This window comes from Billgrantia aerodenitrificans, assembly GCF_021404405.1.
Lineage (GTDB): Bacteria > Pseudomonadota > Gammaproteobacteria > Pseudomonadales > Halomonadaceae > Halomonas > Halomonas aerodenitrificans.
In genome coordinates, this window is the sequence record NZ_JABFTV010000005.1 from 267,091 (window position 1) to 292,351 (window position 25,261).

General features: G+C 64.4%; 19 protein-coding genes and 1 pseudogene. 6 read left to right on the plus strand and 14 right to left on the minus strand.

Annotated elements, in window-relative coordinates; all coding sequences use genetic code 11:
• Position 1 precedes the first annotated feature (1 nt).
• The 11 genes and pseudogenes from HOP59_RS11720 to HOP59_RS11770 all read right to left on the minus strand — a co-directional run bounded on the left by HOP59_RS11720 (position 2) and on the right by HOP59_RS11770 (position 12,722).
• Positions 2-928, minus strand: coding sequence for a GNAT family N-acetyltransferase (locus HOP59_RS11720; protein WP_234254069.1), 927 nt, complete (start codon positions 926-928; stop codon positions 2-4).
• A 26-nt stretch (positions 929-954) separates the two neighbouring features.
• A complete protein-coding gene (locus HOP59_RS11725; protein WP_010628666.1) occupies positions 955-1,578 on the minus strand; it encodes a GNAT family N-acetyltransferase in 624 nt (207 codons plus the stop codon).
• Between the two features lie 3 nt (positions 1,579-1,581).
• Positions 1,582-3,207 (minus strand): asparagine synthase-related protein, encoded by a 1,626-nt coding sequence (locus HOP59_RS11730; protein WP_234254070.1) that lies wholly within the window; start codon positions 3,205-3,207, stop codon positions 1,582-1,584.
• A complete protein-coding gene (locus tag HOP59_RS11735; protein WP_234254071.1) occupies positions 3,204-4,649 on the minus strand; it encodes a lipopolysaccharide biosynthesis protein in 1,446 nt (481 codons plus the stop codon). Before HOP59_RS11735 ends, HOP59_RS11730 begins: the two co-directional genes overlap by 4 nt.
• A gap of 24 nt (positions 4,650-4,673) precedes the next feature.
• Entirely contained in the window at positions 4,674-5,759 is a 1,086-nt protein-coding gene (locus tag HOP59_RS11740) for a DegT/DnrJ/EryC1/StrS family aminotransferase (protein WP_234254115.1), read from the minus strand.
• Positions 5,760-5,810: 51 nt separating this feature from the next.
• A pseudogene (locus HOP59_RS11745) lies at positions 5,811-6,407 on the minus strand (acyltransferase); the annotation flags it as partial.
• Positions 6,408-6,415: 8 nt separating this feature from the next.
• Positions 6,416-7,366, minus strand: coding sequence for a Gfo/Idh/MocA family oxidoreductase (locus HOP59_RS11750; RefSeq protein ID WP_234254072.1), 951 nt, complete (start codon positions 7,364-7,366; stop codon positions 6,416-6,418).
• A gap of 27 nt (positions 7,367-7,393) precedes the next feature.
• The gene (locus HOP59_RS11755; protein WP_234254073.1) at positions 7,394-8,710 is read right to left on the minus strand and encodes a nucleotide sugar dehydrogenase; all 1,317 of its coding nucleotides are present in this window, start codon (positions 8,708-8,710) and stop codon (positions 7,394-7,396) included.
• Between the two features lie 133 nt (positions 8,711-8,843).
• On the minus strand, positions 8,844-11,045 hold the full coding sequence (locus HOP59_RS11760; RefSeq protein WP_338073332.1) for a polysaccharide biosynthesis tyrosine autokinase: 2,202 nt from the start codon (positions 11,043-11,045) through the stop codon (positions 8,844-8,846).
• Between the two features lie 58 nt (positions 11,046-11,103).
• A complete protein-coding gene (locus HOP59_RS11765) occupies positions 11,104-11,562 on the minus strand; it encodes a low molecular weight protein-tyrosine-phosphatase (RefSeq protein WP_234254074.1) in 459 nt (152 codons plus the stop codon).
• 23 nt (positions 11,563-11,585) lie between these two features.
• The gene (locus HOP59_RS11770) at positions 11,586-12,722 is read right to left on the minus strand and encodes a polysaccharide export protein (protein ID WP_234254075.1); all 1,137 of its coding nucleotides are present in this window, start codon (positions 12,720-12,722) and stop codon (positions 11,586-11,588) included.
• Between the two features lie 802 nt (positions 12,723-13,524).
• Between HOP59_RS11770 and HOP59_RS11775 the strand changes: the two genes are divergently transcribed.
• From HOP59_RS11775 to HOP59_RS11790, 4 genes are all read left to right on the plus strand, one after another.
• The gene (locus HOP59_RS11775) at positions 13,525-13,845 is read left to right on the plus strand and encodes a hypothetical protein (protein WP_234254076.1); all 321 of its coding nucleotides are present in this window, start codon (positions 13,525-13,527) and stop codon (positions 13,843-13,845) included.
• Between the two features lie 95 nt (positions 13,846-13,940).
• Positions 13,941-14,594, plus strand: coding sequence for a YjbF family lipoprotein (locus tag HOP59_RS11780; protein ID WP_158409653.1), 654 nt, complete (start codon positions 13,941-13,943; stop codon positions 14,592-14,594).
• A 14-nt stretch (positions 14,595-14,608) separates the two neighbouring features.
• A complete protein-coding gene (locus HOP59_RS11785) occupies positions 14,609-15,469 on the plus strand; it encodes a capsule biosynthesis GfcC family protein (RefSeq protein WP_234254077.1) in 861 nt (286 codons plus the stop codon).
• Positions 15,466-17,577: a YjbH domain-containing protein gene (locus HOP59_RS11790; protein WP_234254078.1), complete on the plus strand. Its 2,112-nt coding sequence runs from the start codon at positions 15,466-15,468 to the stop codon at positions 17,575-17,577. The genes HOP59_RS11785 and HOP59_RS11790 overlap by 4 nt, the downstream gene beginning before the upstream one ends.
• 160 nt (positions 17,578-17,737) lie before the next feature.
• Here HOP59_RS11790 and gcvT read toward each other — a convergent pair whose 3' ends face one another.
• A complete protein-coding gene (gcvT, locus tag HOP59_RS11795; protein WP_234254079.1) occupies positions 17,738-18,850 on the minus strand; it encodes a glycine cleavage system aminomethyltransferase GcvT in 1,113 nt (370 codons plus the stop codon).
• Positions 18,851-18,932: 82 nt separating this feature from the next.
• On the minus strand, positions 18,933-20,339 hold the full coding sequence (locus tag HOP59_RS11800; RefSeq protein ID WP_234254080.1) for an alanine/glycine:cation symporter family protein: 1,407 nt from the start codon (positions 20,337-20,339) through the stop codon (positions 18,933-18,935).
• Positions 20,340-20,825: 486 nt separating this feature from the next.
• Between HOP59_RS11800 and gcvH the strand changes: the two genes are divergently transcribed.
• Positions 20,826-21,218, plus strand: coding sequence for a glycine cleavage system protein GcvH (gene gcvH, locus HOP59_RS11805; RefSeq protein ID WP_010628681.1), 393 nt, complete (start codon positions 20,826-20,828; stop codon positions 21,216-21,218).
• An 80-nt stretch (positions 21,219-21,298) separates the two neighbouring features.
• On the plus strand, positions 21,299-24,193 hold the full coding sequence (gene gcvP / locus HOP59_RS11810) for an aminomethyl-transferring glycine dehydrogenase (protein WP_234254081.1): 2,895 nt from the start codon (positions 21,299-21,301) through the stop codon (positions 24,191-24,193).
• Positions 24,194-24,286: 93 nt separating this feature from the next.
• Here gcvP and HOP59_RS11815 read toward each other — a convergent pair whose 3' ends face one another.
• Positions 24,287-25,201, minus strand: coding sequence for a LysR family transcriptional regulator (locus HOP59_RS11815; protein ID WP_234254082.1), 915 nt, complete (start codon positions 25,199-25,201; stop codon positions 24,287-24,289).
• Positions 25,202-25,261 lie beyond the last annotated feature (60 nt).

The window sequence follows — 25,261 nt, forward strand, 5'->3', positions numbered from 1 at the left end:
TTCACTTGGATTCCCTCTTCATCATTGTGCGGGCCGTGACGTATGCCTCACGGGCCAACTGACGGATCCCTCGTCGACTGATCGAGTAGTGGCACACCAGTCGTCCACCCCAGGCCTCCTTCATCTCCGCCACCGGCGCAATGTTGGCGCCGATGAAATCGAAGACACTGCACCCCTGGCGCTCGAAGAAATCCAACGCCTCCTCGGCCACCAGGTTGTTCACGCCATCTTTCATTGCCTCGGTCTTCATGCCTGCCGACCAGGCCAGGGCATGGCCGCCCGGTTGGAACAGGCAGACCCGGGTACCCATCGCCTCGCCCTCGGCATTGCGCGCCAGGAAGCAGACGAAGTGCTCGGGCCCCATCAGCTCGGCCAGACTCGTCAGCTCCGCAACGTCGAGGCGATAGTCGAAGCCCTTGCGCGCTTCCGGACCGGCCAGGCATGCGGCCACCGCGGCGTAGTCCTCGGTCACCTCGCAGCGATAGCCGAGCCGGCGGCACTTGCGCGCCTTCTTGCGAGCGCTGGGATCGATGGCCTCCTCCCGGGTGGCGATGTCGAGGTGGTAGGTGTACCGGGGCCGCGCCGCCATATTGGCCCACTCGAACGGGCGCACGTCGTCCGCCACCGAGGAGAGCGACAGGCTGCCGCCGAATTCGCACTGCTCCAGGTGTTCCGCCAGCCGCGTCAACGCCAGCCGCTTGCGCCGGTTGCGCGAGGCAGGCCGTTCACTGGCGCAGTGGAAGTCGATCGGCAGATGCGGATTGCGTGGCGGCGTTACCAGGCGCCCCTGCCGGTTGCGATAGAGCACCGTCTCGAGGCGCCAGGCGTCACCCTTCTCGGGCGTGAGTACCAAGGGCTCGGCGCTCAGCTTCCAGCGCTGTTCGTTGAAGCGGATCCATCCAGGATGAAACAAAGGATCGTTGCTCATGTACGGCTTTCCTTTTCGTACGCAGCCTAAGGCCCGGTCTTGAGCGATGCGGCAGGTGCCGCGGCTTCGCGATAGTCCTCGTCGAAGTCGCAGACCAGGTAGAAGCGCTGCCCGCCAGTTGCCGCATCGTGATAACGCTCGACGATGCGAAAACCGAGACGCATGCTTGGCTTGAGTGACGCGATGTTGTCGGCAGTGATACGTGCGGAGTAACCGCGCACGCCGTGGTCGCGAAAATGCAGGATGGCGCTGCGCCGCAGCTCGGTGGCGAGCCCACGGCCACGGTGAGCCGGATGCACCCCGCTGAAGCTCGAGTGCACCCTGCCCTCGGCCAGATCACGAGGCGTGAAGCCATAGAAGGCCGCCCCTACCACGCGCCCCTCGATGTCCAGGGCCACCACACCGAGGCGGTCGCCCGCCAGGCGATAGAGCCAGCGTCGGGGCAGATCGAGGGGTTTGCCGTCATGCAGTTCGGCATACAGCGACAACGCCTCAGCCAGATACACCCGCTTCATGCCGCAGAGCCGGTAGGCCCCGTGGCAGCGCAGAGGAACGGCCCGGTAACGGCGAACCTGGATGAGATTGCGACCGAGCAGGCCAGCCGAGGCCAGGCCGACGCGCAGGTATCGGGTCAACGCATGGAACGCCATGGCTCAGCCGAACCTCTCGAGGAACATCTGAGCCGCCACCCCGTTGTGGGAGTAACCCTCGGAGCGCAGACGCTCGAAGGTCTCAGGCGGAAAGCGCCCGGTGGATGCCAGCGTATTGCCCTGGGCCAGGCCGGGAACCATACGCTTGAGCAGACGCTTCATGTGCCTGCCGGGGCCGCGACGGAAAGCATCCAGCCGGCTCAGCCGGGCCCGCATGCTCTGCCGCGACTGCTGAGACGCGTTGCCCAGTGGCGCCCTGTGCCCACTGACCTCAGTGAAGAGATTCTCGACGAAGGTGACATACCCGGAGCGACGCTCCAGCCAGTGCCGGGGCACCGCTTGCCAGAAGGCCATGAAGTCCCGCTCGTAGAGCGGCATCCACCAGTCATGGCCGTAGAACTCGAAGCAGCGCACCGAATTGATGATGAATTTGGCCTGTCGCTCCTGCCAGCCGAAGAGGATGAACTGACGAATGAACTCGTCGGGGTCCAGCGCCTCGTCCAGGGTGTAGTCATGTGCCAGGCGGGGCAGTATGCGCTCCTCGAAGAGCGCCTTGCCCTCCTCGCTCGCGTTGAGCAGGAAGTGCCGCTGGCGAATCGCCTCACTCAGCTCGCCGGCCTCCATCAGCCGTCCCGCGCGCTTGGCCTCGAACACGCTCGACAGCAGGAAGCCCGTCACACAGCAGTGGCCGGGCACGAACAGCGATCCCGGCTCGACCTTGCCCTGTTCGGTCAGCAGCTTAACGGCCAACCAGTCCTGCATGTTGGCAATGGCGTTCCAGCCTGAGGCCCACTGCTGATACCGCCAGTACTCCTCGCTGTCGGCTACGCCGCTCCAGGCCGACTGGCTGTACTCGACGAAGGTCCAGGGCAGGCCCAGGCTACGTGCCACCTCACGGCTCACCTTGGCTTCGCGATTGTCGCGATGACCGTAGGCATAGGTGAGCACCTTGGGGTACTCGCAGCGCGCCAGCAGCGTGGCAATGAGGCGTGAGTCGTAACCGCCGCTCAGGGGCACGACGATGGTGCGCCCGCCCGCCATCCTGACCATTTGCTCGCAGGCCTCGTCGACCACCTCCTCGAGCCGGATCAAGCGCCGGTTGTCGTCACGGTCCGACATGCCGTAGTACTGAAAGCGGAAGTAGCGCTCCAACGAGAGGGTCAGGCCGAGGTCGGAATCGTTGACGATCAGCGCTTCGCCGGCGCGCAGCTGCTTGACGCGGCGAAACAGGGTATCGCCACCGGTCACGTAGCCGGCCAGCTCGAAATCGGCCCTGGCATCCGCATCGATCCGCTCTTCCCCGACCTGCTGGCGGACCCAGTCGGCATCGTCGCTGAGAAAGACGTTGCCGGCATCCACCCCATAGAACAGCGGGATCGAGCGTACGCGGTCCACGGCCGCCACCAGGTGATTGCCGACCTGGCGCACCATGGCGTAGAACCCGCTGAGATCGCTCATGCGCTTGCGCCAGCTGGCTACTCCCTCCACCTGATCGAGCTGCTTGACCGCTCCGCCGGGAGACAGACAATGGCCGTTCAGCCAGGCAGCGCCCCGTACGAAACCGCGGCCTCCCGAGATCTCGCACTCCTGCCAGCGGGGGGAAGTGAAGTGACACTGTATCGAACTCATTGGTACGCCTTACGGAACAGAAGGAGATAACGAATTCCCACCAGAGCGGCGCTGAGCAGCAGCGCGGCACCCCAGGGCAGCCAGACCGGCCCCAGCGTCTCGACGACGACCAGCGGCGCCAGCAGGGCCAGACTCATCAGCAGCGCGGTCAGCGTGGACAGTGCCAGGCTGACCGGTCGATTGCCGGTGAGCCGGGCAATCCAGGCGAGAAAGCCGATCCAGCACAGGGCACTGCCCAATGAGAACAGCGCCACCGTCAGCAGCAGGTCGTTGGCCGCCGCACCAGTGGCGATGGCCGCCACCCGCACGACGAGCAGAACGGTCTGGAAGATCAGCCCTTGCCCCTGACGCTCGAGCACCGTGAACAGATGGCTCAGCGGTGAGGTGATGAACACCATGTAGAGCCAGGGCGCCATCCAGCGGGCGAACTCGCCCGCCTCGCGCCAGCGCTGGCCGAACACCAGTGCGAACAGCTCCGGCCCGCTCAGCACGAGAACGATGGCCGCCGGCATGGCAAGCTGGGCCAGCACGCCATGCACCCTGGCGACCAGCGCCCCCAGCTCGCCGCGGCGATGCGCCTCGGCGGCACTGGCAAAGAACACCTTGCCTATGGCTTCGCCGATCAACGTCATGGGCATGGCCAACACACGGTGTGCCAGGGCGTAGAGCCCCGCCGCCACCGGGCTGAACAGGGCCGCGAACAGCAGCGGCGGCAACTGTTTGCCCAAGGTGTTGAACAGACCCGACCAGGTGGAGAACAGCGGAAACTTGCAGTAGCGCCGTGCCACCGCCCACACCTCTCTCGGTGTGACGCCGTGCTGGCGCACCGCGCGCAGCGCCGGCCGCGCCAACGTCAGCGTGCCTGCCCCCTGGCCCGCGGCATGACCGAGCAGCAGCCCGGCCCCACCCATCGGGCTGGCCAAGAGCTGAATGGTCAGCAGCGCCAGGGACTGCTTGATCCGGGTCGCGGCAATGGTCGAGAAGGCACGCGTGCGCACCGCCCAGTGGCTGACGGCCTGATAACCGCCGGCAAAGGCCACACCCAGCGGCAACAACCACAGCCACGGCGCCAACGCAGGTACGCCCAACAGCTCGGCCAATCCCCTGCCACCCAGCGCCACCAGCAGCAGCGACACCATGGTGGTCAAGCACACCACCAGCAGGCTGAGCGCCAGCACCGCCGACGCCTCGCGCTCGGTTTCGGGCAGCGGAATCGCCAGCTGGTAGCGACCGCTGGCAACCACGGTAAAGAGCGCCAGCAAACCTCCGTACACCGCCAGCAGGCCGAAATCCTCCGGCGCGTAGAGGCGGGTCAACAGCGGCGCGGCAAGCAGCGTCAACAGCTGCGCCCCTGCCGTGCCTCCCACCAGCACACTGACGCCACGGGCGAAGGCATGGGTCGGCAGTAGCTTCCTTGCCGGTACGACGAGCCGATTCAGCACGTGATCTCTCTCCTGACCGACGGCTCACGCCACCGCCTCTGCCAACGCCGCGACGATGCGCTGCTGATCCTCGGCCGTGAGGTACGGATGCATCGGCAGGCTGATCACGCGGCGCGACGCCCGGTTGCCGATCGGCAGGTCGACGCCCGGGTCGGCCACCGCCGGCTGCTTGTTGAGCGGAATCGGATAGTGCACGGCGGTAGGTATGCCGGCCTCGGCCAGACGCGCGATCACCACTTCGCGATCGTCGACCTCCACCGTGTACTGGGCGTAGGCGCTGGTGTTGTAGGGCGCCACATGGGGCACCGTGAAACCATGGTGCTGCAGCAGGCGACCATAGCGCTCGGCTACTTGCTCCCTGAGCAGCAGCTCCTCGTCGAGGATGTCGAGCTTGGGCAGCAGGATGGCGGCCTGCAGCGTATCCAGCCGGCTGTTGATGCCGATCCTGACGTGGTAATAGCGTCGGCCTTGACCGTGTCGCGCGATCTGGCGCAGCACCTTGGCCAGCTCGTCATCATCGGTGAACAACGCCCCACCGTCGCCGTAGCAGCCCAACGGCTTGCTGGGGAAGAACGAGGTGGTGGCAATGCTCGACAGGCTGCAGGAGCGCCGTCCGCGATAGGTGGCACCGAAGCTCTGGGCGCCATCCTCGATCACCGGGATACCGTGGCGGGCGGCGATCTCGTTGATGGCGTCCATGTCGGCACACTGGCCATACAGCGACACCGGAATGATCGCACGGGTGCGCGGCGTGATCGCCGCCTCGAGCTTCTCGGGATCGAGCAGGTAGGTGCGCGGGTCGACATCCACGTAGACCGGACGCGCACCCAGCAGCGCGACCGTTTCGGCGGTGGCAATGTAGGTGAACCCGGGAGTGATCACCTCGTCGCCGGGGGCAATCCCCAGCGCCATCTGTGCGATCTGCAGCGCATCAGTGCCGTTGGCGCAGGTGATGCAGTGGCGCACACCGACGTAATCGGCCAGCCTCGCCTCGAGCTCGTCCACTTCCGGACCGAGAATGTACTTGCCGTGCTCGAGCACGTTGCGGATGCCGGCGTTGATGCGCTCACGAATACGCACCTGCTGGGCCTTGAGGTCGATGAATTCCATGCGTCCGTTGTCCTTAACGGTAGATGGGGCATCCTGCTGCGCCGGGAGACAGGTGAGCGTGCCGCCTTGCAGCCGGTAGCGATCGCCGGTGTGCGGACACACCGCTTCACCCTCACCTTCCAACGGCAGCTCCAGGCGTTCGCCATGGCGGCTCATCCAGCCCTGCTGACGGGCCGGCACGCCCAGCATCAGGGCGAAGTCGGGCACGTCGCGGTTGACTACCGCCCCCGCCCCGACAAAGGCGTAGCGGCCGATGGTCACGCCACAGACGATGGTGCAGTTGGCGCCCAGGGTCGCCCCTTCACGCACCAGGGTGTCGCGATACTCACTCTTGCGCTCGACCTGCGAGCGCGGGTTGTAGACGTTGGTGAAGACCATGCTGGGGCCACAGAAGACGCCCGCCTCGAGAGTGACGTTGTCGTACACCGACACGTTGTTCTGCACCCGGCAACCGTCGCCGATGACCACCCGATTGCCGACGAAGACGTTCTGCCCCAGCGATACGCCGCGGCCGATGCGAGCCCCACTGCATACGTGGACGAAGTGCCAGACATAGGACGACTCACCGATCTGCGCTCCCTCATCGACGATTGCACTGGAGTGAATCTGCACGCCGGGGTAACGGTTCTCTTGTGCTTGAGTCTGCATGGCACACCTCACATCAGATGGCGCTTGAGGCAGGGGTGCGCTTCGCCGCGCACCGGCATTTCCGGCACCGCGTTGCGAATGGTATCGACGGTTTCGATGCAGTGACGGGCGCTGTCGAGGCCAAAGCCGCGACCGGCCAGGATCTCCTGATAGGACACGGTGTGGAGGTCGGTGAAGCCACCCGAGAACTCGATCTCACGCCCTTCGCAGAGGATCGAACGGTAGGTGCGCTGTTCGCCCTGCACGCTGCTCGGCAGGTCGTTGCTGTCGATCGAGAGGAACCAGCGCACCCGCGCCTTGCGGTACTCCAGATAACCCGCGGCACGCTGCTCGTCCAGGTAGTGCACCACGTTGCGCTCGAGATCGCCGAACACGTAATGCAGCATGTCGAAGAAGTGCACGCCGATATTGGTCGCTACGCCGAAGGACTTGCGCGGATCGCCCTTCCAGCTTTCGTGGTACCACTTGCCACGCGAGGTGATGTAGGTAAGCTCGACGTCGTACTTGTCGTCACGGGGCGTGGTGGCCACCCGCTCCTTGAGTTCGAGAATGGCCGGATGGTGGCGCAGCTGCAGGATGTTGAACACGCGGCGCCCGGTCTCCTTCTCCACCTTCTCCAGCTCGTCGAGCAGCGCCGGAGTGGGCACCAGCGGCTTCTCGCAGATCACGTTGCAGCCCAGTCGCAGGCCGGCGGCGATGTGGGCGTGGTGCAGATGGTTGGGCGAGCACACAGAGACGTAGTCGAGCGCCGTGTAAGGGTCACGCTTGCGCTGCCAGGCGCTCTCGATGAAGCGTTCGAACTCGGTGAAGAACTCGCTCTCCGGCGATATCGAATCGATGATGCCGACGGAGTCATTGACGTCGTAGGCCATGGCCAGGTGGTTGCCGGTTTCCTTGATGGCCTTCATGTGGCGCGGGGCGATATAGCCGGCAGCACCGATCAGAGCGAAGTATTTCATGGCGTTTACCTGTGGGTTGGACATGGATCAGGCCTTGATCACCCGCTCATCGCTCTCGCCGCGGTAGATCCCGCGGGTGTCGACGATCAGACGGGCATGGGCACGGATCATGTCGTAGTCGAAGCGATCATGGTCGGTGGCAAGGATCACGGCGTCGTACTCGGCCAGCGCAGCCGGCGACAGCGGTACGCTCTCGAGATCGAAGTGATGCTCACGCATGGGCGGGAAGGACGGCACGTGGGGGTCGCTGTAGGCCACTTCAGCACCTCGGTCGCGGATGCGCTCCATGATGAATACCGACGGCGACTCGCGCATGTCGTCGACGTTTTTCTTGTAGGCAATGCCGAGTACCAGTACGCGACTGCCCTTCAGCGCCTTGCCGCGCTGATTGAGCCCTTCGATCAGCTTGTTCACCACGTAGTCGGGCATGGCCTGGTTGATCTCGCCAGACAGCTCGATGAAACGGGTGTGCAGGCCGTATTCCCGGGCCTTCCAGGTCAAATAGAAGGGATCGATGGGAATGCAGTGCCCACCCAGCCCCGGTCCGGGGTAATACGGGGTGAAGCCGAACGGCTTGGTGGCGGCGGCATCCACCACTTCGAAGATGTCGATGCCCATACGGTCGGCGACGATCTTCATCTCGTTGACCAGGCCGATGTTCACCGCACGATGAATGTTCTCGAGCAGCTTGGTCATCTCGGCGGCCCGGGTTGAGCTCAGCGGCACCACCTGATCGATGGCGGGGCGATAGAGCGCCACCCCCACCTCACGACAGGCCGGTGTGTGCCCGCCCACCACCTTGGGGATGGTGCGGGTCTCGAAGTCGGGGTTGCCCGGGTCCTCGCGCTCCGGCGAATAGACCAGGAACAGCGACTCACCGACCTCGAGCTCACCCTCTTCTACGCGGGGCAGCAGCTCCTCTTCGGTGGTGCCGGGATAGGTGGTGCTCTCCAGCGAGATCACCTGGCCTTCACGCAAGTGCGCCTTGAGCGCATCGACGGTGTTGATCACGAAGCTGATGTCGGGCTCGCGATACTTGTTGAGCGGCGTAGGAACGCACAGGATCACGGCGTCGGCCTCAGCCACGCGGGAGAAGTCCGCGGTGGCTTCGAAGCCGGTATCCCTGGCCTGGGCGATCCGCTCGCTGGAGATGTGCTCGATGTAGCTGCGCCCGGCGTTGAGCTTCTCGACCTTGCCTGAATCGATGTCGATGCCCAGCACTCGGTAGCCGATCTCGTTGTAGCGCAACATCAGGGGGAGCCCCACATAGCCGAGCCCGACGATCCCGATCACGGCATCCTTGCTCTCGAGCCGGCCAATCAGACGATCTTTGATAGTGGTCATGACGCTTCCATGATTTTCGAGTGGTAGTGATCGGCGCTCGTGCCGGCCGCGCGAACGTCGCGACACCTCGGCCTTACGCCAGGGAACGGCCCGCCGCCGCGGGCCCGGACAGAGACCCGCACGCAGCCGGCGCTCAGGTCTGGGTGGTCTTGTAGGCGTAGTGGTAGTAGCCATAGCCGTAGCTGGTGGCGGCCTTGCGCTCGATGGCGTTGAGAATCCCGCCCTTGACCGTGACGCCGCTGCTCTCGAGGCGCCGGATGGCAACATCGACCTCGCGCGGCGGGTTGAGGCCGAAACGCGCCACCATCAGGCTGGTGCCACAGCGGTGGCCGATGATGGCGGCATCGGTCACGGCGAGAACGGGCGGGGTGTCGACGATCACCAGGTCGAAGCGCTCACTCAACGCATCGAGCAGCTGGCCGAAGCGCTCGCTCATCAACAGCTCGGCGGGGTTGGGCGGCGCCTTGCCACGAGCCACATAGCTCAGCCCGTTGATCGGCGACTGGCGTATCACCTCGTCGAGCTCGGCCTTTGCGGCCAGCACCTCGGAGAGCCCGCCCTTGCTGTCGGCATTGAAGGCGGTATGCACATGGCCCTTGCGCATGTCAGCGTCGAGCACCAGCACACGCTGACCGCCCTGGGCAATCACCGCCCCCAGATTGACGCTGATGAAGCTCTTGCCGATGTTGGGGCTCGGCCCGGTGATCATCAGCCGGTTGTCGGCGGCCTCGAGCATGGCGAAGTGCAGTGAAGTACGCAGTCCACGCAGGGCCTCGACGGCGGTGTCGTCGGGCGCATTCTGTGCCAGCACCCCACAGGCCACGCTGCGCCCACGACGCCGATGATTGCGCTTGACCCTGCGCACCAGCTTCTGCTGGTCGTCGGACAGCGGCACGGTGGCGTACACCGGCAGACCCAGATCCTCCAACTGGTCGGCGCTCTCCACGCCACGATTGAGGATGCTGCGAACGATGACGAAGGCCACCGCCAGGAAACCGCCCACCAAGGTGATCATCACCACCGTCACCGGCTTACGCGGCTCCACCGGCCCCGGCTGCGCCACGGCATCGTCGAGAATGCGCACGTTGCCCACCGTGCTGGCCTTGGTGATGCTCATCTCCTGGATCTTGTTGAGCAGCTGCACGTAGACCTGCTGGGTGACTTCCACGTCCCGCGACATGCGCAGGATCTGCTGCTGGGTTTCCGGCAGCGCATGAATGCGCTCGTTGAGCCGCTCGCGGTCACGCTCCAGGTTGTTGCGCTTTTCCATCATCGCCGCATACAGCGGGTGCGAGGAGTTGTAGCGCCGACTCAGCTCGGCCTGCTCCATTTCCAGCTCACTGAGTCGCGAATCGAGGTCAACCACCCGGTCCAGCACCGAGCGCGTCTCGATGTTGAGATCGACGCTCTCGTGCTCCATGCGGAAGGCGTTGAGGGCATCCTCGGCCCGCGCCAGGTCGGTACGCACCTCCGGCACCTGCTCTTCGAGAAAGATCAGGCTCTGCTCGGCCTCGGCACTCTGCCGCTCGACGTTCTGGGTCAGATAGATCTGGCCGATCACACTCAGGGTGCGCTGAGCACGGCGGGGGTCTTCGTCCAGCAGCGTCATGTTGAACACGCCGCTGTCACGACCGCGCTGGTTGACGCTGAAACGACCGCGCAGCTGGTTGATGGCGGCCAGACGGGTACGTCGCACCACAGTGAACTCTGCCCCTTCGGCGGCCTCCAGCTCCGCAACACGCAGCTCGACGGCGCCGTCGGCGAAGTGCTCCGTCGCACCGACACGGCCTTCGCCAAGCAGCGAGTCGCCGTGGTACAGGCGATAGCTGCCGCCTTCGCCTGCCACCAGGCGCATCGCCCGCCCCAGCCACTCATCATCGACCCGCAGCTCACCGACGTTGAGATATTCGCCGGCCCACACACTGCGCCGGGAGAATCCGGGGCGCTCCATGCCGCGCCGCACCAGAAAGTCGCCGACGAACGGAAAGCGCGCGGGTGTCACGGAAATGTCGAGTCGCTCCTGATCGACAGCCTGACCCAGCACCATGCGCGAGCGCAGGATCTCGAGCTCGGCGTCGGCCTTGGGCTCGTCGCCGAGAAAAGAACGCACCTCGGCCAGCGGATTGCTGAGCCCGGTCTTGCCCTCCACCTGCACGAGGGCATCGGCACGATAGATCGGGGTGGCCAGTTGCACGTGGATCACGGCGGCCACGGCGAACAGCGCCGTCACCAGCATGATCAGCCACTTGTTGTCGAGCAGGACGCCAAGCAGCCTACCCAGATCGATATCGTCATAGCCCGGGCGCGAGCCCGTCTTGCTCTCTTTCACCATCATGGAATCCCTGGTGTGAAGGTGGTCGTTCGCGTCAGCCTCGCGGGACTGTCTAGACGGACTAGCCAGGAGGACTAGCCAGACGGGCCTGCCACAGACGAGCCGCCTCGGTAAGCTGACGATGTACGCGCTCGAAGACCTCTTCGTTCCTGCGGTAAGGATCGGGGATGTCGTCCCCATCACCCTCCATGCCGGGCAGCCAGCGCCCGAAGCGCATGGTCTTGCCGGTGGCAAAGGGAAAGCGCTCGGCGATGGCGAGTCGCTGCCCCTCGCTCATCACCAGAATCAGGTCGGCCTGCCTGACCATCTCGGCATCGATCTGACGTGCGCGGTGCGCGGAGAGATCGAGCCCATCGGCCTCGGCCAGCCGCGCAGCGGTAGCATCGGCCGGGTGACCGACCAGCGCCCCCAGACCGGCGGAAGCGACACGATGCCCCGGCAATGCCTGGGCGAGCAGCGCCTCCCCCACCGGACTGCGACAGATGTTGCCGGTACACACCACGAGAAGGTCCTGAAACATCACTGCTCCTGTTTTCTGCTGCCCTATTCGCCGATCCGTTCCAGCTCACGCCCAGTACGGGTGGTCTGGTAGATGCTGCTGACGGTGGGCAGGATCTGACGCACCACGCGGTTCCAACGTCCCAGCGGCGTCGTCGTCACGTAAATCACGTCGGTGGGCTCGAGAGCGAACTCGGCGCCCAGCATCAGCGCCGTGGCATTGCGGGCATCGAGCTGATACACCGTGGCCAGCTTGTCGCTCTCCTCCGGCGCCCGTCGGATGACGAAGATGCCCGAGGCGTTGGCATTGCCCTCGTTGATGCCGCCGGCCTCTGACAGTGCCTCGGTCAACGTCAACCGGTTCGCTCCCATCGACAGACTCCGCGGCTCGCGCACCTCGCCCATGACGTAGACCTTCTGGTCGCTGTTGTCGGGAACGTGCAAGACGTCGCCGGCCCGCAGCAGCAGGTTCCGGTCGAGCCGGCCGCGATTGAGCATTTCGTGGAGCGAAAGGCGGATCTCTTCGCCGTCCCGGGTCAGCAGCACGTCATGCCAATTGGCGTGGTCCGACAAACCGCCGGACTGACTGATGGCATCGAGCACGGTCAGCGGCACGTTGCGGATCGGCAGCGGGCCGGGGTCGGCTACCGCACCGGTCACATTGACCCGCTGCGAGTTGTACTGGGCGACCTGGACTTCTACCTGCGGCATGGCCACATAAGGCTCGAGGCCGCGGGCTATGACGTCGCGCACCTCCCGCACCGTGCGCCCCTCCACGGGGATCCGGCCGATGAAGGGATAGAAGATGGTGCCGTCGCTGTGCACGGTGTTGCCCGACTCGGCGGCGCTGCGCTCCCCCCCGGCGGGAATGGTCAGCTCCGGATGACCATAGACGATGACGGTGAGCACATCGCCTTTGCCGATGTAGTAGTCGTAACCATCGATGTCCTGCTGCAGCGCCTCGCCGCCCCTGCTGAAATCTTCGACTTGCCGACGCTCCTGCCGCAGCGCTCGCACCAGGCCAAAGGTGATCGGCTCGATGTCGACCAGATCGTCGATGGGCGCTGCATCCGTGCGATAGTCGATGTGGCCACCGGGGGCAAAGGCGCACCCCCCCATGAGCAACACGCTGCAGGACAAGAGCACACGACTCATTCGCGTACGCAAGGAATAATGCTTCATTGACTGTTCTCGCATGGCCAAATTAACCCGCCCTGCCCATTTGACTTTTATTTGTCTCGAATTTGTCGCTTTAGCGAGCCTCTATATGTCTCTTATTTTATTCCACCGCGTCTCCATTCAGTGACACAAAGAAGAACAAAGCGACTTCACGCATATCGACTCATCAATATCGACATGACAGTTTCTCACGACACAGCATGTCTAAATCTAGCGACAACCCCACCCTTACACTGTCGTAAAGATTCCACAAACCTGCCTTCATTTACCGACAACAAAATACACTTTGGCAAGCCAGGACCTTTAATTTCTTTCACTTCTGCAGACACGCTACCGCCACGAAGTTATGCGGCAATCCCCGAGGCCACTACAAGTAATTGATTTTAGATAAAAAATAATCCACAGCATTAGCCGTGGCGCAATGACAACCTAAGAAGCCTAGATGAGGTGCAGGGTCCTCTCGTCCATGTAAGGCGCCCACTTGAGTGAAGGCCAGAATACCTCTTTTTTGGGGCTTGTCATCATCCAAAAGCCAATTTATACATTTTTTTACATTTCTTGTTACTTTAGAAACAGAAGAAAAATCTTGGTTTCTTCAAACACAAAAGGTATTGAGTTATTTATTTCTCCCCATATCCTTAACGCCCAGCACAGACAGGACTCGCCGGCTAATTATCATTAAGTTTTTTGCATTGCCTGCTCTCGCAGGCAGGCCGGACAGTCCATCCCGTTTTTATTGGCGGGGTGCGCTCTCCGGCCATTCGCCCCGCCGGAAGAGTCCGGCGCAACAAAGGAGAAGAACCCTATGCACTCACTGAAGATGGCCAGGCATCATGCCGCCGCCCTGGCGGGCGTGGCCTTGCTCGCCCTTGCGCCTTTGGCGCTGGCGCAGCAGGCCACATTGCCGCAAGGCACCCAGGGGGCACCTGGCAACTCGGCCAACACGCCTGCACCGGCCGCCGTAGCCGGCGGCGGGCTCACTACCGGCCTTGGAGCGGCCGGGGCAGCCCCAGGCAATTCCGGCCAGGCGCTTGCCGGCGCCGTGAATCGCGGTGCCGCCGGCATTGGCGTGGTGATTGCCGCCGGCACAGGTACCGGAACCGGAACGGCTACCGGGACCCGCTGATGGGCCGACACAGACGGTACCGAGACTCTCGTGTGCCGAACCAGGACCGCCGTCAGGCGGTCCTGCTTCGATGCTCGTGCTGGGCAGGCATGCTGATGAGCCTGACGGCCTGCGCTCAAGGCCAGCTCTCGCCATTGGGTGAGACGCTGCTGGGCAAACAGCCGGCCCGAGACCTGGAGGAACGCGCGGAAGCCCTGCCCTATGCGTCGCTGGTAGCGAAACAGCAAGGCAATCGGGCGCTGCTGATAATGGCGCACCGCACCGGTGAGCACGGACGGGACACCTACTGGCAGGCGGGCGACCACGCCACGCTGCATCTGCGTGACGGCTTGCCCCTCAGCACGGCCGGCTTCGAGGAGGTACTGCTGGGGCGGTGGCAATCCGCCGGCGATGCTCCGCAGCACTACCGGGTACACGCTCACTGGCAGGACCGCCACGGCCTGGAGTGGCAGGACGTGGCGCAAGCAACGCTCGACTGCGAGCCGCCCGAGCCCGTCGAGATGCCACTGACTCGAATCACACTCGAGCGCTGCACGGAGCGACTCGACTGGCAGGGCAGCAACACGAGTAGCCGCGGGGTGTTCTGGCGCCAGCCGGGAACCCGGTGGATCTGGGGGGGTGACATGACGCTCTGGCCAAAGGGTCAACGGCTACAGTGGCAGGTAGCACGGCCCTGGTGGAGCGATGCCGAGAATACTGCGAGCGAAGCCGAGCAGATGACCCTGCTCAACGACGATGCATCGCCGTGACGAAGAGAACGAGCATGACCCAACGTCACCACGCCCGCGCCAGGCGCTGGTCCTGCACCAGCCTGGGCACGCTGCTGATACTGACCTTGTCTCTGGCCGCCAAGGCCGACACGCCAACACTTTCGCAACTGTGGCTCGAGCAACCGTCCCAGCCCGAGGCGTCTGTCCTTGCCTACTATCTGCTTCACGTCGACCGCGAAGCACAGCGGCATCAGGGCCTGCGGCTTGGGGAAGAACTGACCACGTTGGCCGACTGGCATGCCCTGGCAGGCCATGCGCAACTCTCGCGGGGACTGCACGAATGGCGAACCCGCATCGAAGAGCTGCAGGCACATCCCAGTCGCACACTCGCTCGAGCCGATCTGGCTGCCCTGCTGGCCTCGCCCCGCCATGATCCCGCGCTGGACTCACTCGCTGCCGCAGGCACCTGCGCCCTGCCCGACTGGGTCGAATTCTGGCACTTCGGCGGCGTCACTCGCCAACGCTGGCAACCCGGCATGGATCTGCGTGGACTGCTGCGCGAGCGCCCCCGGGGCCACTGGTCCGCGGCAGACGAAGCGTGGGTGCTCCCACCTCAAGGAGCGCCCCGCCGGGTTGGCGTGGCGGCGTGGAACGCCGGCAACCTGCCCTTGGCGGCCGGTAGCCGTGTGGTGCTGATATTCCCCGACCCCGTACAGGAGGCCTCCTGGGTCAATCGCGCCCTGCCCGACTACCTGGCCACGCGGCTGCCCAGCGACGCCTGCAGCCCCCTCACGCTGCCGGCCGACGAGCAAACCACGGCGGAGCAAACCACGGCCGAGGGAATCACGACTCAGCAAACTACGACTCAGCAAACTACGGCTCAGCAAACCACAGTGGGAGGCGCCGCCCAATGAAGCGCCCCACTGCGCATCCGCTGCGTCTTACCTCTCTTGTTCTGGCCATCATGGCGACGACGATACCCGCCGCCGCCGACTCGACCCAGCCACGTCTGGGCACGGGTCAAGGCGATTTCGGCGGCGTGGGCATCATGCAGACCCCGACGGCCCGCATGGCTCCCTTGGGTGGCTTTGCCTTCTCCATGTCACGCACCGCGCCTTACCGCCGTTACAGCCTGTTCTTCCAACCCACCGAGTGGCTCGAAGCGGGCTTTCGCTACGTCGAAGTGGAGAATCGCCGTTATCTGGCCGCCCGCGGCGACCGCAACAACCTGGACAAGGGCGTCGACGTCAAGCTGCGTCTGCGCGAAGAGGATCGTTACTGGCCGCAGATTGCAGTCGGCGCTCGCGATATCGGCGGCACCGGCCTGTTCGCGGGCGAATACCTCGTCGCCAGCAAGCGCTGGCACGATTTCGACTTCACGCTCGGCATCGGCTGGGGCTACCTCGGCAACCAGGAGGATTTCACCAATCCCCTGAGCCGTCTCGACGATAGCTTCGAGCGTCGCTCCGGGTTCACTTCAGGCGGCGACGGTGGCAGCGTGAACCTGGGCAGCCTGTTCAGCGGCCGTAGCGCCCTGTTCGGCGGCATCGAGTATCAAACGCCCTGGCGCCCACTGGTGCTGCAGCTCGAGCTCGAAGGCAACGACTACCAGCGCGAACCCCAGCGCAATCATCAGGAGCAGGATTCGCGGGTCAATCTGGGCGCCCGTCTGCAACTGAGCGACAACGTCGAGCTCAAGGCCGGCTGGCAACGCGGCAACACCGCCATGCTCGGCATCAGCGTGAGCACCAATCTTGCCGGGGTTTCCCAGCTCAAGCGCGACCCGCTCCCGGCGGAGATCGGCGAGCCACCCGCAGCCAACACCGGCGATTGGAGCGGACTCAGCAGCGAGCTGGATGCCAACGCCGGTATCGGCGTCTACCGCATCTACCAGTCGGACAATAGTGTCGTCATCGAGGGCGAGCCCACCCGCTACCCTTCGCTCGCGGAAAGCGAGTACCGCGCCGGGCGCCTGTTGCACAACCATCTCGGCAACGACGTGGACACCCTGCGCTTCCGCTGGCACGAGCGCGGCATGCCCCTGCGCGAGAGCGTTCACGACCGTCACGCCCTGGCTGCCGCCGCCGTCTCCAGCGCCGAAACCGTCGCCTACCGGCACGGTCTCTATGCACATGCCGGCCATGCACCGTCCCAGGGTGAGCTGTTGCATGAAACCACCTCGCAGGGCTTCTCCTACAGCCTCGCACCGCAGCTCGAACAGAATTTCGGCGGCCCGGACGGCTACCTGTACCGCCTCTCGGCCAACTTCGACAGCGAATATCGGCTGGGGCGCAACGACTGGCTGTCGGCCACGCTGACCTACACGCTGGACGACAATCTCGACAGGTACCACTACATCGGCCCCTCGGACCTGCCGCGTGTCAGGACCCATATCGGCGACTATCTGGCCGAGACCGATATCGGCCTCTCCAACCTGCAGTACACCCGTACCGCCCAGCTCGGCAACGACTGGTACGCCATGGGCTATGGCGGTCTGCTCGAAACCATGTTCGCCGGCGCGGGGGGGGAGCTACTCTACCGTCCGTTCAACTCCGACGTAGCCCTGGGCCTGGACGTGAACTGGGTGAAACAGCGGGAGTTCGACCAGCGTTTCGGCATGCGCGACTACAGCACTTGGACCGGCCATCTCACAGGATACTGGCAGACGGATTTCGAAGACGTGTTGGCCAAGGTCAGCGTCGGGCGCTACCTGGCGGGCGATCTCGGCGTCACTTTCGACTTCTCCCGGGAGTTCGAATCCGGTATTCGCCTGGGCGGCTGGGCCACCTTCACCGATGCCGGCAGCGACTTCGGCGAAGGCAGCTTCGACAAGGGGATCTATCTCTCGATGCCGCTGGACGCCTTCTTCGTGCGCTCCACCCGTCAGCGGGCCCAGGTCGCCTGGCGGCCGCTCACGCGAGATGGCGGCGCCCAGTTGGCGCGGCGTCAGACGCTCTTCGACCTGACCGAGGAGCGCAGCATGGGACGCTACTGGGAGGAGCATGCCGAGCTGCTGCGCTGAGTTCAGACGACAGCGGCTTCACCCTATCCGCGCCCGGGCCTCGAACGATCTTCGAATCTTCGAGACCTGGGCTTCGAGACCTGGACCCAGAAACGGCAAGGCCACCGCATTTGCTGCGGTGGCCTTGATGAAGATAACGGTATAAATGTAGATGAGTGCGTTAGCCGCGGTGATAGCCCGGTGCCACGAAGGGCATCTTGCTCACCACCATCGGCAAGCGCTTGCCACGCACCTCGGCATGCACGGTGGTACCGATCTCGGCATACTCGATGTCGACGTAACCCATGGCCACCGGCCTGCCCACGCTGGGGCCGAAGCCTCCCGAGGTCACCCTGCCGATATGACGGCCGTCCTCGCCGTAAAGCTCGGCTCCCTCACGTACCGGAGCGCGCCCTTCGCCCAGCAGCCCGACACGCTTGCGGCGATGATCCTTGGCATCAACCTGGTGCAGGATCACGTCCGCCCCCGGGAATCCGGCGGACCTTTCCCCCCCATGACGACGCGGCTTGCCGATGGCCCAGATGAGCCCCGCTTCCACGGGCGTGGTCTCGGTGTCGATGTCATGGCCATAGAGACACAGTCCAGCCTCGAGACGCAGCGAATCGCGTGCTCCCAGGCCGATCGCCTCGACCTCATCCTCGGCCAGCAACCTGCGAGCCAGGGCCTCCGCCTCCTTGGCGGGAATCGAAATCTCGAAGCCATCCTCACCGGTGTAACCGCTGCGGCTGATCCACACTGGCACGCCCATCATCTCGAAACGGCCGTGCTGCATGAACACCAGCTCACAGGCCTGCGGACAGTGACGCCGCATGACGTCCGCCGCCTTGGGCCCCTGCAGGGCCAACAATGCGCGATCGAGTACCTCGACGCGGTGCTCGTCGTCGAGCCCCATGTCGAGCAGCGCAATGTCCTGATCCTTGCACGCGGCATTGACCACCAGGTAGAGGTGGTCGCCCGGATTGGCCACCATCAGATCATCCAGGATTCCGCCCGCCTGAGCGGTGAAAAGCGCATAGCGCTGCATGCCCTGGGGCAGCCCGACGATATCGGCACAGACCAGCGTTTCCAGGGCCTCGGCTGGGCTGGGACCATGCAGAAGAAGCTGTCCCATATGGGAGACATCGAACAGCCCGCAGGCATTGCGAGTGTGCTCATGCTCCTTCTTCACACCGAGCGGAAACTGCACCGGCATCTCGTAGCCGGCAAAGGGCACCATCTTGCCGCCCAGTTCGAGATGCAGGTCGTACAACGGTGTGCGCTTGAGATCGCTCATGAGGTTTCCTCGTGACATTGGGATGACAGGGCTGGCCAGGCGGAACGAGGCGCCAGGCAGCGCCTCGTCGACCGCAGGTCCATCACGCCTTGTCGTGATCGTGATCCTCGCCCGGCAACACCTCCTTGCCGTCGAAGTAATCGCGGGTGACCTTGAACACCACCGGTGACAACAAGGCCAGAGCGATCAGGTTGGGAATGGCCATCAGGGCGTTGAAGGTGTCCGCCATGAGCCAGATGAAGCCGAGCTGTGCCATGGCCCCCAGCGGGATGGCCAGCACGAACAGCACGCGATAGAGCATGATCGAGCGGGTGCCGAACAGGAACTGGAAGCACTTCTCACCGTAGAACGACCAGCCCAGAATCGTGGTGAAGGCGAACACCGCCAGCGCCAGCGAGACGATCTGATTGCCCCAGCCGGGCAGTGCCGCATCGAAGGAGAGCGCCGTCAGCGAAGCCCCCGCTTCACCCTCGATCCACACCGTGGAGGTCAGGATCACCAGCGCGGTGATGGTACAGACGATGATGGTATCGATGAATGTGCCGAGCATGGCAATCATGCCCTGCCGAACCGGGTTGCGGGTCTTGGCCGCCGCGTGGGCGATCGGCGCGCTGCCCAGGCCCGCCTCGTTGGAGAAGATACCGCGTGCCACCCCGAAGCGAATGGCGGCCATCACCGCTGCCCCGGCGAAACCACCCACCGCCGCATGCGGGTTGAAGGCGTAATAAAAGATCATGCTGAAGGCTTCGCCCAGTTGGCCGGCATTGACCACCAGCACCACCAGACCGGCCGCGACATAGGCGATACCCATGAACGGCACCAGCTTGCCGGCCACCTTGGCGATACGCTTGATGCCCCCGAGAATCACGGCACCCGCCAGCACCATGATGACCACGCCGGTCAGCCAGTGCGGAATACCGAAGGTGGAGTCGAGCGCGTCTGCAACCGAGTTGGACTGTACGGTGTTGCCGATACCGAAGGCCGCCACTGCGCCGAAGAAGGCGAAGGCGCCACCCAGCCACAGCCACTTCTTGCCCAGGCCGTTCTTGATGTAAAACATCGGCCCGCCGACGTGGTAGCCGGTGCTATCGGTCTCACGATAGCGCACGGCAAGCACGGCTTCGGCAAACTTGGTCGCCATGCCTACCAGCGCCGTGATCCACATCCAGAACACCGCGCCTGGGCCGCCAAGAGCAATGGCCGTCGCCACACCGGCAATGTTACCGGTGCCGATAGTGGCGGAGAGTGCCGTCATCAGCGCGTTGAAGGGCGAGATCTCCCCCTCGGCTTCCGCCTTCTTGACCTCACCCGGTGCCGGCTTGGCCTCACGTCCCTGCCACATCAGCTTGAAGCCGGTGCCCAACTTGCGGATGGGCATCAGTTTCAATCCGAGCTGCAGGTAGAGGCCCACCCCCAGCAGCAGTATCAGCATCAACGGTCCCCAGACCACGCCGTTGATGGCCTCGAATATGGCTGTCAATGTTTCCACGAACGCTTCCCTCTGTTGTATGGAGTGTTATAAGGCATCCCACCGTCTTCAGGGCGTTTCCCCGAAGGATCCTGTAGTGAGACGGCGTACCATAGCGGAAATCGCCAGGAATGCACCAGCTCGCCGAAATGGCTGCTACAGCCTGGCCGTCAACGCTTGCTGGATACTAGATTAACGCTTGTTTCGTATCGGAAACAACGATAGGACACGATCCGCCACTACGGTGTACCTCACTGCCATTGCCGCCACTCGACAAACGCCAGCTATAGCGTAGTGAGCCACGCCGCCGCTGTCGAACGGCGCCACGGCCTGGCTGCATGCCCGTATCGTCACGGCGGGACTGGACGTTCACGGCTGCAGGCGCCACGCTAACCATGCACGATGCCCTGACAGCGGCGTCGAGCGGCATCTTGAGACTCGCAAAATGCCGACAATGGCGTTAGCATTCACCCAGCCAGAAAACCTTTTTCTTATAGGAAAATCATCATGAGCTCTATTCCTGCCAACCTGCGCTACAACGACAGCCACGAATGGGTGCTGGACAATGGCGACGGCACCGTCACCATCGGCATCACCGATCACGCTCAGGAAGCCTTGGGCGACGTGGTGTTCGTGGAACTGCCCGAGGTTGGGCGCACTCTGGAAAAGGGTGAAGAGTTCGGCGTGATCGAATCGGTCAAGGCCGCTTCGGATCTCTATGCCCCGCTCGCCGGTGAGGTCGTCGCAGTCAACGAGGCTCTCGAAGATGCTCCCGAGACCGTCAACGAAGCCCCCTATGAAGGTGGCTGGATCATGAAGGTTCGCGTCGAGGATGCGGCAGCCGTGGAAGCCCTGCTCGACGCCGAGGGCTACCAGGCCGTGGTCGACAGCGACGCCTGATAGCAACGCACCGATGCCGCCCGGCCCTGCGGCCGGGTTTTCCAGCGCCTGCACTTCCATTTCAACGCACGGGTTTTTCCATGGTTTACGACAACCGCCGCCTGGCCGATCTGGCCGATCATGACGCCTTCATCCGCCGCCACAACGGTCCCGGAGCCGAAGATGTTGCCGCCATGCTGGCGGCGCTCGACATGGAGAGCCTCGAAACGCTGATCGAGCGCACGGTACCGGCAGACATTCGCCTTGGCCGCGAGCTGGACCTCGACCCGCCGCGCAGCGAAGCCGAGGCGCTGGACTACCTCAAGCGCCTGGCGCGGCAGAACAAGGTGTTCAAGACCTACATCGGCCAGGGCTATTACAACACCCACGTGCCGGCCGTGATACAGCGCAACGTGCTGGAGAACCCGGGCTGGTACACCGCCTACACCCCCTATCAGCCCGAGATCGCCCAGGGCCGCCTGGAAGGCCTGCTCAACTTCCAGCAGATGGTGATGGACCTCACCGGCATGGAGCTGGCCAACGCCTCGCTGCTCGACGAGGCCACCGCCGCCGCGGAAGCCATGGCACTGTGTCAGCGGGCCAACAAGAAGTCGAAGAGCAACGCCTTCTTCGTCGCCGACGACGTGCTGCCGCAAACTCTCGACGTGGTTCGCACTCGCGCCTACTACTTCGGCTTCGAACTGATCGTCGGGCCGGCCGAGAGCCTGGCCGAGCACGACGTGTTCGGTGCCCTGCTGCAGTACCCGGGCGAAAGCGGGCGCGTACACGATCTCGCCCCGCTGCTGGCCACCGCCCGCGAGCGCAACGTGATGACCTGCGTGGCGGCCGACATCATGAGTCTGGTGATGCTCAAGGAGCCGGGGGCGCTCGGCGCCGACATCGTGGTGGGCAACACCCAGCGCTTCGGCGTTCCCATGGGCTATGGCGGACCGCATGCCGCCTACTTCGCCACCACCGACTCGCTCAAGCGCTCCATTCCCGGGCGCATCATCGGCGTGTCCCGCGATGCTCGCGGCAACACCGCCCTGCGCATGGCGATGCAAACCCGCGAGCAGCACATTCGCCGCGAGAAGGCCACTTCCAACATCTGTACCGCCCAGGCTCTGCTGGCCAACATCGCCGGGTTCTACGCCGTCTATCATGGCGCCGAGGGTCTCACCACCATCGCCACCCGCATCCATCGCCTGACCACCATCCTGGCAGTCGGGCTGAAGGAGAAAGGCGTGCGTCTGGCGCATGACAGCTGGTTCGACACCCTGCGCCTGACCGGGGTCGATGCAGGCAAGATCCACGGTCGCGCCATGACCCATGAGATCAACCTGCGCTATTTCGATAACGGCGACATCGGCGTCAGCCTCGACGAGACCACCACCGCTCACGATCTCGACGCGCTGTTCGACGTGCTGCTGGACGAGGAGCACGGCCTGTCGATCACCGCACTGGACGAGCGCATTGCCGCCGAGGGCATCAGCGGGATTCCCGCCGCCAGCCGCCGCGAATCCGACTTCCTGACGCACCCCAACTTCAAACGCTTCCGCAGCGAGACCGAGATGCTGCGCTACCTCAAGCGCCTGGAGAACAAGGACCTTTCGCTCACTCATGCGATGATCCCGCTGGGCTCATGCACAATGAAGCTCAATGCCACCAGCGAGATGATCCCGATCACCTGGCCCGAGTTCGGCCATCTGCACCCCTTCGTGCCCCAGGAGCAGGCCGTCGGCTACAAGCAGATGATCGGCGAACTGGCGGCCTTCCTGGTCGAGATCACCGGCTACGACCACATCTCGATGCAGCCCAACTCCGGCGCCCAGGGCGAATACGCCGGCCTGGTGGCCATTCGTCGCTATCAGGCGGCCCAGGGCGAAGGGCACCGCGACGTCTGCCTGATCCCCAGCTCCGCCCACGGCACCAACCCCGCCTCCGCCGCCATGGCGCAGATGAAGGTGGTGGTGGTGGAGTGCGACAGCAACGGCAACATCGACCTCGACGACCTGCGCGCCAAGGCCGAGAAGCATAGCGAAGCACTGTCGGCGATCATGCTCACCTACCCCTCGACTCACGGCGTGTTCGAGGTGGGCATTCGCGAAGCGTGCGCCATCGTTCACCGCCATGGCGGCCAGGTCTACATCGACGGCGCCAACATGAACGCTCAGGTCGGTCTCTCCCGCCCCGGCGACTTCGGCGGCGACGTCAGCCACCTCAACCTGCACAAGACCTTCTGCATTCCCCACGGGGGCGGCGGCCCCGGCATGGGCCCGATCGGCGTCAAGGCGCATCTGGCGCCCTACGTCTCCAACCATGTGGTCACGCCCATTGCCGGCGTGAACGAGAACTGCGGCGCCGTTTCCGCCGCGGCCTTCGGCAGCGCCTCGATCCTGCCGATCTCCTGGGCCTACATCAAGATGATGGGCGCACGCGGCCTGCGCCAGGCGACCGAGCTGGCCATCCTCAACGCCAACTACATCGCCCGGCGCCTCGAGGCGCACTATCCGGTGCTCTATCGCGGCGTCAACGGCACCGTGGCCCACGAGTGCATCATCGACATCCGCCCGCTCAAGAGCGCCTCGGGCATCAGCGAGGAAGACATCGCCAAGCGCCTGATGGACTACGGCTTCCATGCGCCGACCATGTCCTTCCCGGTGCCCGGCACGCTGATGGTGGAGCCCACCGAGTCGGAGTCGCGCTATGAGATCGACCGCTTCTGCGATGCCATGATCGCCATTCGCGAGGAGATATCCCGGGTCGAGCGCGGCGAGTGGCCGGCCGACGACAACCCGCTGGTGAATGCACCGCACACCATGGCCGACCTCATGGACCCGGCCTGGGAGCGCGCCTACTCCCGCGAAGTCGCCGCCTTCCCCTCGGAAGCGGTCAAGGCGGCCAAGTACTGGCCGGCGGTCAACCGCGTCGACAACGTCTTCGGCGACCGTCAGTTGATCTGCTCCTGCCCCAGCATCGACGAGTACCGCGACTGATTCGCGAGACTGCGACCAGCAACGCAAACGGCCCGCCGAACGATCGGCGGGCCGTTTGCGTTGCGCTTAGCGAAAGCCGCTCACAGAACGCGGCTACGGCAGCGAGGCGATATCCCCGTGACCGAAGCGCTCGCGCATGCGCTGCTCGCGGAACCCTTCGAGCAGACGCGCATAGCGACGGGGAATCTTGGTTCCGGTGCGGCTGACCAGATGCAGGGTCTCGTGCTCGATGACCGGTAGATCGAGCTCCTTGACCTGGCGCTGCCAGGGCGAGGTTTCCAGCACCAGCCGCGAGACCACGGTGAAGCCGAGGCCGCGCGCCACGGCGTCGAGCACCATGCCCACCTCGTTGGTGAAGCCCTGGCGGCGAAACTGGCTCATGGTGCGAAATTCGTCGGGGAAATTGCTGCGCAGCAGCGCGCCGGCGTGATTGACCCCGTCGGAGTAGTTGATGAAGCCGATGCCCATCAGCTCGGTGAGCGAGGTGCCGGCGAAGTCCGCCGGCACGACCAGGCACAGCGGCTCCTGATGCCACAGACTGCAGTTCAGCTCCGGATGGCGGATCGGCTCGGTGACAATGCCCAGATCGTGACGCCCGGCCAACACGTCGGAAACGATCTCGTGGCTGAAGGCGAAGCTGTAGCTGACCGTCAGCCCCGGCGACATCTGCTGCTGACCGAGAATGTAGGGATAGAACATCAGCCCCACGCTGCCCGGCGAGGCGATACGGCACTCACCGGTATCCAGCGCGTCGTCGTCCAGTGAATGACGAAACTGCTCGTGTTCGGCAAACAGCCGCAGCCCGTAGTCGTAGGCCCTGCGCCCGGCCTCGGTGAGAGTGAAGCGCCGGCCCTGCCGCTCCAGCAAGGGCTTGTCGAGGTACTGCTCCAGCTTGCGCACATGCTGGCTGACCCCGGGCTGGGTCATCTCGAGATGCCGCGCAGTACGCGTGAAGCTGCCTGTCTCGACCAGGGTGATGAAGGTGCGAAAGTACTGTGCGTTGAACATGGCGATCGCTTGCAGGGACCAAGGCCGGAAACTCTCATCCTACCACCCCTGGCCCAACCA

Excerpts from the sequence above, each read along its gene's own strand:
- HOP59_RS11720 (WP_234254069.1), bottom strand. The coding sequence starts at position 928 with ATGAGCAACGATCCTTTGTTTCATCCTGGATGGATCCGCTTCAACGAA.
- HOP59_RS11725 (WP_010628666.1), bottom strand. The coding sequence starts at position 1,578 with ATGGCGTTCCATGCGTTGACCCGATACCTGCGCGTCGGCCTGGCCTCG.
- HOP59_RS11730 (WP_234254070.1), bottom strand. The coding sequence starts at position 3,207 with ATGAGTTCGATACAGTGTCACTTCACTTCCCCCCGCTGGCAGGAGTGC.
- HOP59_RS11740 (WP_234254115.1), bottom strand. The coding sequence starts at position 5,759 with ATGGAATTCATCGACCTCAAGGCCCAGCAGGTGCGTATTCGTGAGCGC.
- HOP59_RS11750 (WP_234254072.1), bottom strand. The coding sequence starts at position 7,366 with ATGAAATACTTCGCTCTGATCGGTGCTGCCGGCTATATCGCCCCGCGC.
- HOP59_RS11755 (WP_234254073.1), bottom strand. The coding sequence starts at position 8,710 with ATGACCACTATCAAAGATCGTCTGATTGGCCGGCTCGAGAGCAAGGAT.
- HOP59_RS11760 (WP_338073332.1), bottom strand. The coding sequence starts at position 11,045 with ATGATGGTGAAAGAGAGCAAGACGGGCTCGCGCCCGGGCTATGACGAT.
- HOP59_RS11765 (WP_234254074.1), bottom strand. The coding sequence starts at position 11,562 with ATGTTTCAGGACCTTCTCGTGGTGTGTACCGGCAACATCTGTCGCAGT.
- HOP59_RS11770 (WP_234254075.1), bottom strand. The coding sequence starts at position 12,722 with ATGAAGCATTATTCCTTGCGTACGCGAATGAGTCGTGTGCTCTTGTCC.
- HOP59_RS11775 (WP_234254076.1), top strand. The coding sequence starts at position 13,525 with ATGCACTCACTGAAGATGGCCAGGCATCATGCCGCCGCCCTGGCGGGC.
- HOP59_RS11780 (WP_158409653.1), top strand. The coding sequence starts at position 13,941 with ATGAGCCTGACGGCCTGCGCTCAAGGCCAGCTCTCGCCATTGGGTGAG.
- HOP59_RS11785 (WP_234254077.1), top strand. The coding sequence starts at position 14,609 with ATGACCCAACGTCACCACGCCCGCGCCAGGCGCTGGTCCTGCACCAGC.
- HOP59_RS11790 (WP_234254078.1), top strand. The coding sequence starts at position 15,466 with ATGAAGCGCCCCACTGCGCATCCGCTGCGTCTTACCTCTCTTGTTCTG.
- gcvT (WP_234254079.1), bottom strand. The coding sequence starts at position 18,850 with ATGAGCGATCTCAAGCGCACACCGTTGTACGACCTGCATCTCGAACTG.
- gcvH (WP_010628681.1), top strand. The coding sequence starts at position 20,826 with ATGAGCTCTATTCCTGCCAACCTGCGCTACAACGACAGCCACGAATGG.
- gcvP (WP_234254081.1), top strand. The coding sequence starts at position 21,299 with ATGGTTTACGACAACCGCCGCCTGGCCGATCTGGCCGATCATGACGCC.
- HOP59_RS11815 (WP_234254082.1), bottom strand. The coding sequence starts at position 25,201 with ATGTTCAACGCACAGTACTTTCGCACCTTCATCACCCTGGTCGAGACA.